Here is a 13,065-nt window from a genome sequence, read left to right on the forward strand (position 1 = left end):
GCCGCGACGAGCGGGCCGAGGAACGGCAGCCAGGAGGGAGGCGCGACCTTAATTGGCGTCGACCTTGATGACCCCGCGACGGATCTGGTCCAGCTCGATGGAATCGAACAGGGCCTGGAAGTTTCCGTTGCCGAAGCCCTCGTTGCCCTTCCTCTGGATGATCTCGAAGAAGATCGGGCCGAAGGTGTCCTGGGTGAAGATCTGCAGCAGCAGGCCGTCCTCGTCCGAACCGTCGATCAGGATACGGTTCTTGCGCATGCGTTCGACGTCATGCCCGTGGTTGGGCAGGCGTTTGTCGATCAGTTCGAAATAGGTCTCGATCGTATCCTGGAACTGGACGCCGCGTTCGCGCATCGCCTCGACGGTGGCGAAGATGTCGTCGGTGGCCAGTGCGATGTGCTGGATGCCCTCGCCGTTGTAGCGACGCAGGAACTCCTCGATCTGGGAGTTGTCGTCCTGGCTCTCGTTCAGGGGGATGCGGATGGCGCGGTCGGGCGCGATCATGGCCTGAGAAAACAGGCCCGTCGCCTTGCCCTTGATGTCGAAATACTTCTGCTCCTCGAAGGCGAAGACGTCGCCGTAGAAGCCGGACCAGGTCCGCATCTGGCCGCGCTTCACATTGTGGGTCAGGTGGTCGAGCAGGTGCAGGCCGACGTTGTTCTTGCGCTCGGCCTCTTCCCAGCCCTCGATCTCGTCCCAGCTGTCGTAGAGGGAGCCGGTCTCGCCATAGGCGTCGATGATGTAGAGCAGCGACCCGCCGATGCCGCGCAGGACATAGGCGCCGTCGCCCAGCGCGCCGCCGTTGTGCATGTCGGCCGGATGGGCGCCGCGCGCCACAGCGCTGTCATAGGCGGCCTTGGCGTCATTCACGCGGAAGGCCATGCCGTTGGCGGACGGGCCGTGATCCCGGGCGAACTCGCCGGCGTGACCCTCGGGCTTTGTGTGGACCAGGAAGGTGATGTCGCCCTGCTTCATGCGGACGACGCCGTTCTTCGGATTCACGTGGGTCTGGACGAAGCCCATGATCTCGATCTGCTGGATCATGGCCTGGGGGTCGGGGCCGGTGAATTCGACGAACTCAAAGCCGTCGACGCCCAGCGGGTTCTCGTAGACGGGGAGGGCGGCGTCGGCGGTCAGGGGCGAAGTCGGGGTGGTCAGGTCGTCCATGGGGCGTCTCCTGCAATGGGCGGGACCGGGCGGTGTTTCTCAAAAGGGCCTGGTCGATTGGCGCGGAACCTAGTCACCCCGGCCGGACAAGCCAAGCCACGGACGCGCAGACGTGATGGCGGCGTGGGACGACGCTCAGCCGGGAAGGAACCGGGTGGCCCATTCCGCCCCCATCAACAGGCCCACCCCCAGCACGCCCAGCAGCGTCAGCCAGCCGGTCGCCACCGCCGCCCCGCCCAGCACGAACAGGCCGTCGCGCTGGATCAGGCCGACCGACAACAGGGCCAGCGCGATCGAAGGGATGGTGTTGGTCATCGGCAGGACGATGGTCAGGGTGGCCAGGATCATGAAGACGGCGGCCAGGCGCTCACCCGCCCCGGTCGCGAACATCAGAAGGCGCGGTCGCGACAGGCGGTCGATCCAGCCGAGGCGGGTCTCGGCGAACTCGGCCATGGCCTTCAGCCATTTTCCCTTGGCCCGAAGGTTCAGCACCCAGCGCGGCAGCCAGGGCTCCTCGCGACCGATCAGAAGCTGGGCCGCGATCAGGATGATGATCAGTCCGACCGCCTGGGGCACGCCGTACAGGCCCGGCACCAGGCAGGGGATCGACAGGATGAGGATCAGCAGGCCATAGGCGCGCTCGTCCAGCCGGTCACGGATCTGGTGCAGGGTCAGGCCCGCCTCGCCCCCGTCGTCGGCCAGACGCCGCAGAAGCCGGGCCAGGTCGTGGGAGGCGTCGTCCTGATGGCGGGATGGCGGGGTGGTCATGGGGCGCTCCTTAACCGGCCTCGGTGAGGGGGCCAAGCCCGGACACGGAGTCCCGAGGCGAACCCCTCCCCGCCCTTTTTCCGATGGGGGAGGATTGCTCGACGCCCGCCCTTCGGCCGTCTAAGAACAGAGGCATGAGAAGCGCCTATCGCCTGCTGACCCGTTGGTGGACCGCCTTCGCCCTGGCGATCTCGCTGGCGATGCTGGGCGCGGCCCATGCGTTCGAGCGTTTCGCAGGCCTCAGCCCCTGCAACCTGTGCCTAAAGCAGCGCGAAGTCTTCTGGGGCGCGGTGGCCATTTCGCTGGTCGCCACCCTGTGGGCTGTCGTCAGCCAGGCGCGCCGCGGCACGCCGCGCATCGCCGCCTTCCTGTTGTTCGCTGTCTTCGCCACGGGGGCGATCACCGCCGGCTTCCACGCGGGGGGCGAACTGAAGTGGTGGGACCTGCCGGCCCTGTGTTCGGGCGGCGGCGCGGGCACCGATCTGGAAGGCCTGACGTCGCTGGCCCTTGGGACCGGGCCGGCCATTCGCGTGGCCATGTGCGACGCGGTGACGTGGAGCTTCCTCGGCCTGTCGATGGCAGGATGGAATGCCCTGATCTCGGCCGTCCTGGCCGGGTTCAGCCTTCTCGCCGCCAAGAGGCCCAAGGATGCCAGAGCCCCTGGAAACTGAGACCCTGGACACCGGATCCCGCCGCACGCCTCTGCCTCGCCCGGGGCGCGGTGCCATGCGCGCGCGGATGGCCGAGATCCTGCGCGTCGATCACGCCGGAGAGTTTGCGGCGGTCAAGATCTATGAGGCGCAGGCGCGGGTCTTCGACGGCGTGCGCGGCAAGCAGGCCATCGCCGCCGACATGGTCGAGATGCAGGCCGGGGAAGCCGTGCACAAGGCCCGCTTCGACGCCCTGCTGACCGAGCATGGCGTGCGACCCACGGCCATGCTGCCTCTGTGGTCGCTGGCGGCGACGGGGCTGGGCGCGGCGACGGCCCTGATGGGCGAGAAGGCGGCCCACGCCTGTACCGAGGCGGTCGAGAGCGTCATCGAGGAGCACTACGCCGACCAGGTGGCGGAGCTGGCCGATCGCGAGCCCGAGCTGGCGGCCGAGTTGGAGAGGTTCCGGCAGGAGGAGTTGGAGCACCACGACCATGCCATCGCAAACGGGAGCCGCGAGGCGCCGGCCTACCGGCTGCTGAGCGCCGTGATCAAGGCGGGCTGTCGCGTGGCGATCAAGGTGTCCGAACGGGTGTGAGGCCCTCTCCTTCTCCCACAGAGGGGAGAAGGCGGCCCGTCAGATGTGGATCGCGTGGCCCAGGGCGCGCAGGGACGCCTCGTGGAAGGCCTCGCCCAGCGTCGGGTGGACGTGGATGACGCCGGCGACATCCTCCAGCACCGCACCCATTTCCAGCATCTGTGCGAAGCTATTGGACAGTTCCGCCACGTGCTGGCCCACGGCCTGAACGCCGAGGATGCGGTGGTCGGACTTCGACGCCAGGACGCGGACGAAGCCGCCATCCTCGCCCGCCTCGATGGCCAGGGCGCGGCCGATGGCGGCCAGCGGGAAGACCGAGGTGATCACGTCGTCCCGGCCCGCGACGTCGAGCGGACCCAGGCCCGCCGAGACGATCTCCGGCTCGGTGAAACAGACGGCGGCGATGGTGACGGGATCGAAGCGCTTGTCGTGACCCGCGATGATTTCGGCGACGATCTCGCCCTGGGCCGAGCCCTTGTGGGCCAGCATCGGTTCGCCGGTCAGGTCGCCGACGGCCCAGACATTCTTCATCGAGGTGGCGCAGCGGTCGTCGATCTTGACGAACGGCCCGGCCATGGCGACGCCCATGTTCTCTAGACCCCAGCCGGATGTGCGCGGACGACGGCCCACGGTGACCAGGACCTTATCGGCCTCGAGCGACAGCGGTTCGCCGTCCTTCGTCGTGATCGACAGTTTCCCGTCCCCGAACCCGCCCGCGCGGGCACCGAGATGCATCTCGGCACCGTGGTCGGTTAGCCACTTCATGACCGGATCGGTCAGGGCCTTGTCGTAGAGGGGCAGGATACGCTCGGCCATTTCGACGATGGCGACCTGGGCGCCCAGCTTGCGATAGGCGATGCCCAGCTCCAGCCCGATATAGCCGCCGCCGACGACGACCAGTTTCCCCGGCACGGCGTCCAGCGACAGGGCCTCGGTCGAGGAGATGACGTCGCCGCCGAACGGCAGGAAGGGCAGTTCGACCGGCTCCGATCCGGTCGCCAGGATGACGTGTTCGGCCGTGATGGTGATAGGGCCGTCGTCGGTCTCGACGCGGCAGGTCTTGGCGTCCTGGAAGGTCGCCCAGCCCTTGATGACCTTGACCTTCGACTTCTTCAGCAGGGCCGCGACGCCGGTGTTCAGCTTACGGACGATGCCGTCCTTCCACGCGACGGTCTGGGTGAAGTCGATGGCCGGTTCCGACGCCGTGATGCCCAGGGTCCCGTCGCCGGCAGCCTTCGACACGGTCTCGAACTTGGAGGCGGCATGGATTATCGCCTTGGACGGAATACAGCCGACGTTCAGGCAGGTGCCGCCCAGCCCGTCGGAACCGTCCACCAGCACAGTGTCGAGCCCCAGCTGGCCGCAGCGGATCCCTGCGACATAGCCGCCGGTGCCGGCGCCGATGATCAGGACTTTGGTTTTGAGCTGCTGCATTGTGCTTGCCGTCTAGAGGACATAGGGAGCGCGAACGCCCGGATCGTCAGCCGGGAAGTCCTTGGTGTTGCGGGTGACCAGCAATCGGCCGGTCATCTGGGCGGTCGCCCAGATGACCGCGTCCGGGAGTTTCAGACGGTGAGATTTGCGTATCGACACGGCCTGCTCGGCGATCCGGTCCTCGAGACCGACGATCAGATAGCCGTCAAGATAGGTCCGCGTCGGCTCGGTCAGGTCGGGGCTCGCCCCCGCCATCACCTCGATCCAGGAAATGATGCTTATGGCGCGGTCGTCGTACCGATCGATCTCGGCATCGGCCTGCGGCGCGGCGTTGAGATGATCGATCAGGATATTCGTGTCGAACAGCGCCTTCACCATTCGCTACGCAGTCGTTCCTGATAGGCGAGCCCGTCTTCGCCGCCCTGCCCCCAGAGACCAAAGCCATCCTTGACCGTCTGACGCTTGTTGCGTGCGACGTAGTCGTCGATCGCGGCGCGGATCACCGCTGCCCGCGGACGCTTCTCGCGTTTGGCCAGAGCGTCCAACGCCGCGACCTGATCCTCGTTGGCATCCACCAGGATACGCATCTCATTCATCCCTGATATACTGATGGCATATCATATACCGCGAAGGGGCCGGGCGTCCAATCACCCCATCCACAAGGTGGCGGGATGCTCCAGAAGCCCCTTGATGCGCTGCACGAAGACTGCGGCGTCGTGGCCGTCGACGATGCGGTGATCGAAGCTTGACGACAGGTTCATCATCTTGCGCACGACCATCTGGCCGTTCCGGACCACGACCCGGTCCTCGATCTTGTTGGGGCCGACGATGGCGACCTCGGGGTGGTTGATGATCGGGGTGTGGACGAGACCGCCGAGCGTGCCCAGCGAGGTTATGGTGATGGTCGAGCCGCTGAGTTCCTCGCGCTTGGCCAATCCGTCCTTGGCCGCACCGGAGACGCGAGCGATCTCGGCGGCGGTGGCATAGGGGTCGAGCGATTCCGCATGACGGACGACCGGGACCATCAGGCCGTTCGGCGTCTGGGCGGCGATGCCCAGATGGACGGCGGCGTGCTGGGTCAGGATCCCGGCCTCGTCGTCATAGGTGGCGTTGATCTGAGGCTGGTCGCGCAGGGCCACGACGATGGCGCGGGCGATGAAGGGCAGGACGTTGAGCTTGGCCTTGCCGCTGGTCTTGGCCTGGGCGTTCAGGTGGGCGCGGAGTTCCTCCAGCGCGGTGACGTCGATCTCCTCCACATAGGTGATGTGGGGGATGCGCCGAACGCTCTCGGCCATCTTCTCCGCGATCTTGCGGCGCAGGCCGATGATGCGGACCTCGGTGGTCCCTTCGGCCTTGGTGTAGGTCGAGGAGGGCGATGCTCCGTGATCGGACGAAGCGCGGGCACCACCCGAGACGAAGGCGTCGAGGTCTCCGTGTTCGATCCGTCCGGCCGGGCCGGAGCCGGGCACGAACTGCAGCTCCAGACCCAGTTCGCGAGCGCGCTTGCGCACGGCGGGCGAGGCGAGGGGGCGGACGCCGGGGACCTGGGCGGTACGGGCGACGGGTGCGGCCGAGGCGACGGGCGCGGGCTTCGGCGTTTCGGCCTTGGCGACCGGTGCGGGTTTGGGCGCAGCAGCGACCGGAGCAGGCGCGGGCTTCGGGGCGGCGACGACATTGCCTGCGCCCTCCACCTCGAAGCTGACCAGCGGGCCACCGACGGGGACCTGTTGTCCTGCCGCGCCGTGCAGGGCGGCGACGACGCCGGCGACCGGGGAAGTCAGTTCGACGGTGGCCTTGTCGGTCATGATCTCGGCGAGGATCTGGTCTTCGGTAACGGTGTCGCCGACCGCGACGTGCCAGGCGACCAGTTCAGCCTCGGCCGTGCCTTCGCCGACGTCAGGCAGTTTGAAGACGTAGTTGCCGGACGCGGGCACCGACGGGGTCTTCACGACCTCCTCAGCCTCGGGCGCTTCGAGCGCCGGCCCAGCTTCGGGTTCAGGCGCGGCGACCGGAGCGGGCTCGGCCTCGGCGGATGCATTGCCCGCGCCCTCGACCTCGAACTCGACCAGCGGGCCGCCGACGGGCGACATGACGCCGGGTTCGCCGTGCAGGGCGGTAACGACGCCGGAGACGGGCGAGGTCAGTTCGACGGTGGCCTTGTCGGTCATGATGTCGGCCAGGATCTGGTCCTCGGCGACGGTATCGCCGATCTTGACGTGCCAGCCGACCAGCTCGGCCTCGGCCGTGCCTTCACCGACGTCGGGCAGTTTGAAGACGAAACGTCCCATCTCAGCGCCCTCCCATCATCACGGATTTCAGAGCGATGGAGACCCGTTCCGGCCCGGGGAAATACTCCCACTCGAAGGCGTGGGGATAGGGTGTGTCCCAGCCGCAGACGCGGGTGACGGGCGCCTCAAGGTGATAGAAGCAGCGTTCCTGAATCAGGGCTGACAGCTCCCCTCCGTACCCGGACGTTTTCGGCGCCTCGTGCACGATGACGCAGCGGCCGGTCTTCTTCACCGAGGCCTCGATGGTCTCGATGTCGAGCGGGACGAGCGAGCGCAGGTCGATGACTTCGGCGTCCACCCCCGCGTGCTCGGCGCCGGCAAGCGCCACCCAGACCATGGTGCCATAGGCCAGGATGGTGACGTCATTGCCCTCGCGCATGATGCGCGCCTTGCCGATCGGCTCGACATATTTGCCGGTCGGGACCTGGGCGAGTTCCTGCGTCTTCCAAGGCGAGACCGGCTTCTGGTGCCAGCCGTCGAACGGGCCGTTGTAGAGCCGCTTGGGCTCGAAGAAGATAACCGGATCGTCGTCCTCGATCGCCGCGGTCAACAGGCCCTTGGCGTCGTAGGGGTTGGACGGAATGACGACCTTGAGGCCGGCGATGTGCGTGAACAGGGCTTCGGGCGACTGCGAATGGGTCTGGCCGCCGAAGATGCCGCCGCCGTAAGGGCTGCGGATCGTGATCGGCGAGGTGAACTGACCGCCCGAGCGATAGCGCATCTTGGCCGCTTCACTGACGATCTGGTCGTAGGCCGGATAGATGTAGTCGGCGAACTGGATCTCGACGACCGGGCGCAGGCCATAGGCGCCCATGCCGATGGCGGCGGCGACGATGCCGCATTCCGAGATCGGCGCATCGAAGCTGCGGGTCAGGCCGTGCTTCTGCTGCAGCTGGTCGGTGACGCGGAAGACGCCGCCGAAGAAACCCGCGTCCTCGCCGAAGCTGAGGACGTTCGGGTCCTCGGCCATCTTCACATGCAGGGCCGAGTTCAGAGCCTGGATCATGTTCATGGGCTGCACGCCGGTCTCGGGCGCTGCTCCGTCCGGCGTGTTCTCGACGCGGTCGGCCATGTCGGGTTCGATGCCGTCGGTGCGGTCGGCGTCGGTGAAGGTCTGTTCGCTCATCGGGTCAGACTCCCACTTCGCGGCGCTGTTCGATCAGGCGCCAGTCCTCGGTCGCGTAGACCTCTTCGAACATCGTCTTCACCGAGGGGCGCGACTGGCCCAGGGTGCCGATCGCCTCGGACTCCTTGCCGGCGGCGCGGACCTGTTCGACGGCCTCGGCTTCGGCTTCGGCCTGAGCCTCATCCGACCATTCGCCGATGGCGATCAGGTGCTGCTTCAGGCGGACGATGGGATCGCCCAGCGGCCATTTCTCGTGCTCGTCGCCGGGGCGATAGCGGCTGGGGTCGTCGGAGGTCGAGTGCGGGGCGCCGCGATAGGTGAACAGCTCGATCACCGTGGCCCCCTGGTTCGAACGGGCGCGTTCCTCGGCCCACTGGGTCGCGGCCCAGACGGCCAGGAAGTCGTTGCCGTCGACGCGCAGGGCCGGAAGACCATAGCCGATGGCCTTGGAGGCGAAGGTCGTCTCCATCCCGCCGGCGATACCCTGGAAGGACGAGATGGCCCACTGGTTGTTGACGACGTTCAGGATGACCGGCGCGCGATAGACGGCGGCGAAGGTCAGGGCATTGTGGAAGTCGCCTTCGGCCGTTGCGCCGTCGCCGATCCAGCTGATGGCGATCTTGTCGTCGCCCTTGTAGGCGGATGCCATGGCCCAGCCCACGGCCTGCGGCACCTGGGTGCCCAGGTTCCCCGAGATGGTGAAGAAGCCATAGTCCTTGGCCGAATACATGATCGGCAGCTGACGGCCTTTGATCGGGTCCGCCGCGTTGGAATAGATCTGGTTCATCATGTCGACGAGCGGATAGCCGCGCGCGATCAGAAGCCCCTGCTGGCGATAGGTGGGGAAACCCATGTCCTCGCGGGACAGGATCATGCCTTGAGCGACCGCGATGGCCTCTTCACCCGTGCACTTCATATAGAAGCTGGTCTTGCCCTGGCGGTGGGCGCGATGCATCCGGTCGTCGAAGGCGCGGGTCAGGATCATCGCCTTCAGACCCTTCTTCAGGGTCTCGACGTCGAGCCGCGGGTTCCACGGGCCTGTGGCATTGCCCTCATCGTCAAGCACGCGGATCAGGCGGAAGGCCAGGTCGAGCATCTGCACCGGCCGCGCATCGACCGGCGGACGGTCCACGGCGCCGGCGGCGTCGAGCTTCAGATGGCTGAAATCCGGTGCGTCTCCGGGACGCCCCGAGGGCTCCGGCACGCGCAAGGAGAGCGGCTTGGTATTCCTGGTCATTCCATCCTGCCGTTCGGTTGATCCGACCACGCGAGTATTGGCGGCTGGATAGCATGGGAGCGAAATCAAGGCTCGCCTATTTTCGCCTTGCGTCAAGCGGTTTTAGGGTATTTTATTGCGCCATAACGATAAATGGAGAAACGCATTGGCGGACGAACTGGATCCCATCGACGCTCGAATTCTCGACATCCTGCAGCAGGACGCTGGGTTGTCGGTCGCGGAAGTCGCCGAGCGGGTGGGACTGTCTGCATCGCCATGCTGGCGTCGGATCAAGAGACTGGAAGATTCCGGCCTCATTCGCAAGCGGGTCACGCTTCTGGATGCGGCGCTGCTGGGCCTGGACTTCGAGGTCTATGCCATCGTCAAGCTGAACCTGCCGTCGCGCGACAACCTCGACATCTTCGAGGCGGCGGTGGCGACCTGGCCTGAAGTCGTGCAGTGCGCCACCATCACGGGCCGCGAGGACTATGTGCTGAGGATCATCACCTCCGACATGCATGCCTTCGACAAGTTCCTGCGTGACAAGCTTCTGACGCTGGGCATCGTCTCCGACTGCGAGAGCCATATCGTCACCCGGGGCGTGAAGAATGTGACCACCCTGCCGCTGGGCATCATCACGCCGCACGTTTCCTGAACTTCCTCCGCTGTCGGTTGACAGCGGAGCCGTTCGCCGACTAACCGATATGATATAACATCACATCGGAGTTGCCCGTGCCCCTCTTGTCTAGCTGTGCGGCCCTCTGCCTGCTTACCGGTCTCGCCCCCGCCGCCGGTCCGTCAGACCCTGTGGCCCCACAGGCTGACCGTCTCGAGGAAATCGTGGTCCTGGGGCGTCGCGAGGTCCCCCGCGACGCGACCTTGGGCGCCGGGGCGGTGACCGAGCGGATGTCGCCCTCCAGCCGCGCCATCGAGCACGAGCTGATCGAGGCGATCGGAGCCCGTCGCTTGGCCGATGCTCTCGAACTGGTGAGTGGCGTCAGTCAGCAGAACAACCGCGGCGGAGTGATGGACAACTTCGCCATACGCGGCTTCCTCGGCACCCCGGACGGCGGGGCGGAATATTACGTCGACGGCTTCCTGGCCAACCGGGGCATGGCTCCGCCGCGCGACCCGGCGACCTCCGAGCGGATCGAGATCCTCAAGGGTCCGGCGGGCGCCCTGTTCGGCGACATCGACCCGGCGGGCCGCGTCAACATGGTCTCCAAGACGCCGCGCTTCCTGCCTGCCGTCGAGGTCACGGCCAGCGTCGGTTCCTTCGGCCTGACGCGCGGCGAGATGGATGTGACCGGCCCTCTCTCCGAGACCCTGGCGGGGCGTCTGGTGGTGGCGGGCGAGACCAGTTCCGGCTGGCGCGATCATGTCGGGACCGATCGGTCGGTGATCGCCCCGTCCTTGACCTGGCGACCAAACGACGACCTGCGCCTGACCTATGTGGGGGAGTTCACGACGCTGAGCACCCTGTTCGACCGGGGCATGCCGGCGATCAACGGCGACGCTCTCGCCCTGCCGGTTTCGAACTACTACGGGGAGCCCGGCGACGGGGCGACCCGGTTCCGCAACGAGCGCCATCAGGTTACGGGCGAGTACCGGCTGAGCGACGACTGGAGCCTGAACGGCGGGGTGGCCTGGCGCGGCGGGTCGCTGAAGGGGCTGTCCAGCGATCACTCCCGCCTGGTCGGCGATACCCTGTGGCGACAGCGACGCGGACGGGACTTCACCGTCGAGGACCTGTCGGCGCGCCTGGAATTGAACGGCCGGGTCGAGGCGGCGGGAACCCACGTGCTGGGCTTCGGGGTGAAGGCCTATGAGCTGACCTACGGCGAGCGCTGGCTGCGGATCAATCCGAACGCCGCCAACCCCTATGGCATCAATCTGCTGCGCCCGGTCTACGGCGTCGTGCCGGCCCCGACGCCGCTTCCGTTCACGGACAATCTGGAGACCCGCACGGTCGTCACCCTCTATGCCCAGGACCTGTGGGAGGTGACCGACCGTCTCAGCCTTTTGGCCGGGGTTCGGTACGACGACTACAGCCAGACGATCCGCAACAACCGCACCGGAGCGGTCGGCGAGAACAGGGATGACCCGGTCGACTATCGGCTGGCCGCCCGCTACCGCGTGATCGGAGCCCTGACCGCCCATGCCAGCTTCGGCCAGTCTTTCGTGCTGAACTCGGGGACGGGCCGTGATGGGTCGGGCTTCGCGCCGGAGACGGGCGAGGGTTACGAGGTCGGGCTGTCCGGCGCCTGGGACGGCGTCGATGTGGCCGCGACGGTCTTCGATATCGAGAAGACCAGTATCCTGACCAACGACCCGGTGGACCCCAACTATCTGGCGCCGGTCGGCCGGCTGACCACGCGCGGTGTGGAGCTGGATGGCTCGGTCCGCATCGGCGAGGCCTGGCAGATCATCGCCAACTACGCCTGGACCGATGCGGAGACCGACGACGCATCCTTCGCCACCAAGGATGTGCTCGACGTGCCGGAGCATTCCGGCTCCCTCTTCGTCGTCGGCCGTTTCGCGACCTCGCACGGCATGGACTGGTCGCTGATGACGGGCGCGACCTATGTCGGGGAGCGGGCCGGGGCCATCGACGCGAGCGGTCTGCGCCTGCCGGACTACTGGAAGGCCAAGGCGGCGGTCGAGTACGGGGTGACGCCCGAGATCACTGCCCGTCTGGAGGTGGATAACCTGTTCGACGAGCGATACGCGGCCAGTTCCTACAGCCCGCTGTGGATATTCCCCGGGGCTCCCCGGCGGGTGACCGCCTCACTTCGCGTGTCACTGTAACCGCGACCGTTGCATCTGTGGTTCTCGGAGGCGATGTTGGCGCATCGGCTCTGAGGAACACGACATGATCGAGATGGTGATCGACGCCCGCAAGAAGGATCTCGGCGGGTTCGAGGTCGGGCGCATCCTGCCCTTCCATTCGCGCCGCATGGTCGGACCCTTCATCTTCCTGGATCACATGGGGCCGGCCGAGTTCGCGCCGGGCAGTGAGGCGATCAATGTGCGGCCCCACCCGCACATCGGCCTGTCGACACTGACCTATCTGTTCGAGGGCGAGATCATGCACCGCGACAGCCTGGGCTATACCCAGGCGATCCGGCCGGGCGAGGTCAACTGGATGACCGCCGGCAAGGGCATCACCCATTCCGAGCGCACCGATCCGCTGAAGAAGGCCCAGGGCGGGCCGATGAACGGCATGCAGGCCTGGATCGCCCTGCCCGACGAGGCCGAAGAGATCGATCCGTCCTTCCAGCACTATGGCGAGGACGCATTGCCGGCCTATGAGAACGGCGGCCTGTTCGCACGTCTGGTGGCCGGCGAGGCCTATGGCGCCAAGGCCAATGTGAAGACCTCGTCGCCTCTCTTCTATGTGCACTGGGAGATGAAGGAGGGCGTCCGCACCGCCCCGCCTCCGGGCAAGGGTGCGGGCGGCATGTCCGAACGCGCCCTCTATGTCGCCAAGGGCAGTATCGAGGTCGGCGACCGAACCTTCCACGAAGGCCAGATGATCGTGCTCGAGCCCAATGCAGAGCCGACGGTGAAATCCCTAAGTCAGGCGACCGTCATGGCCCTGGGCGGCGAGCCGATCGGCGAGCGGCTGATCTGGTGGAACTTCGTCTCGTCGTCCCAGGCGCGGCTGGATCAGGCCAAGGCCGACTGGCAGGCGGGCCGGATGAAGCTGCCGGACGAGGACGATCTGGAGTTCATCCCCTTGCCCGAAGACGCGGCGGTCACCACCCGCTCCGAGCCGATCAAGCCCGAGCCGACGCACCCGGTCTGACGAAGGCTCA

Annotated in this window: 13 protein-coding genes; 5 read left to right on the forward strand and 8 right to left on the reverse strand. The window is 66.8% G+C overall.

Annotation, left to right across the window (positions count from 1 at the left end):
• Positions 1-48 precede the first annotated feature (48 nt).
• On the reverse strand, positions 49-1,167 hold the full coding sequence (hppD, locus tag ACW171_RS13560) for a 4-hydroxyphenylpyruvate dioxygenase (protein ID WP_492093880.1): 1,119 nt from the start codon (positions 1,165-1,167) through the stop codon (positions 49-51).
• A gap of 135 nt (positions 1,168-1,302) precedes the next feature.
• Positions 1,303-1,935, reverse strand: a complete 633-nt coding sequence (locus ACW171_RS13565; RefSeq protein ID WP_492093881.1) for an exopolysaccharide biosynthesis protein — start codon at positions 1,933-1,935, stop codon at positions 1,303-1,305.
• A 134-nt stretch (positions 1,936-2,069) separates the two neighbouring features.
• On the opposite strand from ACW171_RS13565, the gene ACW171_RS13570 reads away from it, so the two are divergent.
• Both ACW171_RS13570 and ACW171_RS13575 read left to right on the forward strand, forming a co-directional pair.
• On the forward strand, positions 2,070-2,606 hold the full coding sequence (locus ACW171_RS13570) for a disulfide bond formation protein B (protein WP_492093882.1): 537 nt from the start codon (positions 2,070-2,072) through the stop codon (positions 2,604-2,606).
• Positions 2,584-3,183: a demethoxyubiquinone hydroxylase family protein gene (locus ACW171_RS13575; RefSeq protein ID WP_492093883.1), complete on the forward strand. Its 600-nt coding sequence runs from the start codon at positions 2,584-2,586 to the stop codon at positions 3,181-3,183. The genes ACW171_RS13570 and ACW171_RS13575 overlap by 23 nt, the downstream gene beginning before the upstream one ends.
• Before the next feature lie 39 nt (positions 3,184-3,222).
• On the opposite strand, the gene lpdA is transcribed toward ACW171_RS13575, so the two are convergent.
• The 6 genes from lpdA to ACW171_RS13605 are packed head-to-tail and all read right to left on the reverse strand — an operon-like array spanning position 3,223 to position 9,268.
• Positions 3,223-4,617, reverse strand: coding sequence for a dihydrolipoyl dehydrogenase (gene lpdA, locus ACW171_RS13580; RefSeq protein WP_492093884.1), 1,395 nt, complete (start codon positions 4,615-4,617; stop codon positions 3,223-3,225).
• Between the two features lie 12 nt (positions 4,618-4,629).
• The gene (locus ACW171_RS13585; protein WP_492093885.1) at positions 4,630-4,995 is read right to left on the reverse strand and encodes a type II toxin-antitoxin system VapC family toxin; all 366 of its coding nucleotides are present in this window, start codon (positions 4,993-4,995) and stop codon (positions 4,630-4,632) included.
• A complete protein-coding gene (locus ACW171_RS13590) occupies positions 4,989-5,204 on the reverse strand; it encodes a ribbon-helix-helix protein, CopG family (protein ID WP_492093886.1) in 216 nt (71 codons plus the stop codon). Before ACW171_RS13590 ends, ACW171_RS13585 begins: the two co-directional genes overlap by 7 nt.
• Positions 5,205-5,264: 60 nt before the next feature.
• Positions 5,265-6,905, reverse strand: a complete 1,641-nt coding sequence (locus ACW171_RS13595; protein ID WP_492093887.1) for a dihydrolipoyl dehydrogenase family protein — start codon at positions 6,903-6,905, stop codon at positions 5,265-5,267.
• Position 6,906: 1 nt separating this feature from the next.
• The gene (locus tag ACW171_RS13600) at positions 6,907-8,031 is read right to left on the reverse strand and encodes an alpha-ketoacid dehydrogenase subunit beta (protein ID WP_492093888.1); all 1,125 of its coding nucleotides are present in this window, start codon (positions 8,029-8,031) and stop codon (positions 6,907-6,909) included.
• A 4-nt stretch (positions 8,032-8,035) separates the two neighbouring features.
• Positions 8,036-9,268, reverse strand: coding sequence for a 3-methyl-2-oxobutanoate dehydrogenase (2-methylpropanoyl-transferring) subunit alpha (locus ACW171_RS13605; RefSeq protein ID WP_492093889.1), 1,233 nt, complete (start codon positions 9,266-9,268; stop codon positions 8,036-8,038).
• 145 nt (positions 9,269-9,413) lie between these two features.
• On the opposite strand from ACW171_RS13605, the gene ACW171_RS13610 reads away from it, so the two are divergent.
• From ACW171_RS13610 to ACW171_RS13620, 3 genes are all read left to right on the forward strand, one after another.
• Positions 9,414-9,902 (forward strand): Lrp/AsnC family transcriptional regulator, encoded by a 489-nt coding sequence (locus ACW171_RS13610; RefSeq protein WP_492093890.1) that lies wholly within the window; start codon positions 9,414-9,416, stop codon positions 9,900-9,902.
• Positions 9,903-9,979: 77 nt separating this feature from the next.
• Positions 9,980-12,055: a TonB-dependent siderophore receptor gene (locus ACW171_RS13615; protein ID WP_492093891.1), complete on the forward strand. Its 2,076-nt coding sequence runs from the start codon at positions 9,980-9,982 to the stop codon at positions 12,053-12,055.
• 64 nt (positions 12,056-12,119) lie between these two features.
• The gene (locus tag ACW171_RS13620) at positions 12,120-13,055 is read left to right on the forward strand and encodes a pirin family protein (RefSeq protein WP_492093892.1); all 936 of its coding nucleotides are present in this window, start codon (positions 12,120-12,122) and stop codon (positions 13,053-13,055) included.
• The last annotated feature ends 10 nt before the right edge of the window (positions 13,056-13,065 follow it).

The organism is Brevundimonas sp. FV1ye28, assembly GCF_058681135.1.

Bases quoted from the DNA above. Each gene is read 5' to 3' on its own strand.
- ACW171_RS13575 (WP_492093883.1), top strand. From the start codon at position 2,584: ATGCCAGAGCCCCTGGAAACTGAGACCCTGGACACCGGATCCCGCCGC.
- ACW171_RS13620 (WP_492093892.1), top strand. From the start codon at position 12,120: ATGATCGAGATGGTGATCGACGCCCGCAAGAAGGATCTCGGCGGGTTC.
- ACW171_RS13570 (WP_492093882.1), top strand. From the start codon at position 2,070: ATGAGAAGCGCCTATCGCCTGCTGACCCGTTGGTGGACCGCCTTCGCC.
- ACW171_RS13590 (WP_492093886.1), bottom strand. From the start codon at position 5,204: ATGCGTATCCTGGTGGATGCCAACGAGGATCAGGTCGCGGCGTTGGAC.
- ACW171_RS13595 (WP_492093887.1), bottom strand. From the start codon at position 6,905: ATGGGACGTTTCGTCTTCAAACTGCCCGACGTCGGTGAAGGCACGGCC.
- ACW171_RS13565 (WP_492093881.1), bottom strand. From the start codon at position 1,935: ATGACCACCCCGCCATCCCGCCATCAGGACGACGCCTCCCACGACCTG.
- ACW171_RS13605 (WP_492093889.1), bottom strand. From the start codon at position 9,268: ATGACCAGGAATACCAAGCCGCTCTCCTTGCGCGTGCCGGAGCCCTCG.
- ACW171_RS13600 (WP_492093888.1), bottom strand. From the start codon at position 8,031: ATGAGCGAACAGACCTTCACCGACGCCGACCGCACCGACGGCATCGAA.
- ACW171_RS13585 (WP_492093885.1), bottom strand. From the start codon at position 4,995: ATGGTGAAGGCGCTGTTCGACACGAATATCCTGATCGATCATCTCAAC.
- hppD (WP_492093880.1), bottom strand. From the start codon at position 1,167: ATGGACGACCTGACCACCCCGACTTCGCCCCTGACCGCCGACGCCGCC.
- lpdA (WP_492093884.1), bottom strand. From the start codon at position 4,617: ATGCAGCAGCTCAAAACCAAAGTCCTGATCATCGGCGCCGGCACCGGC.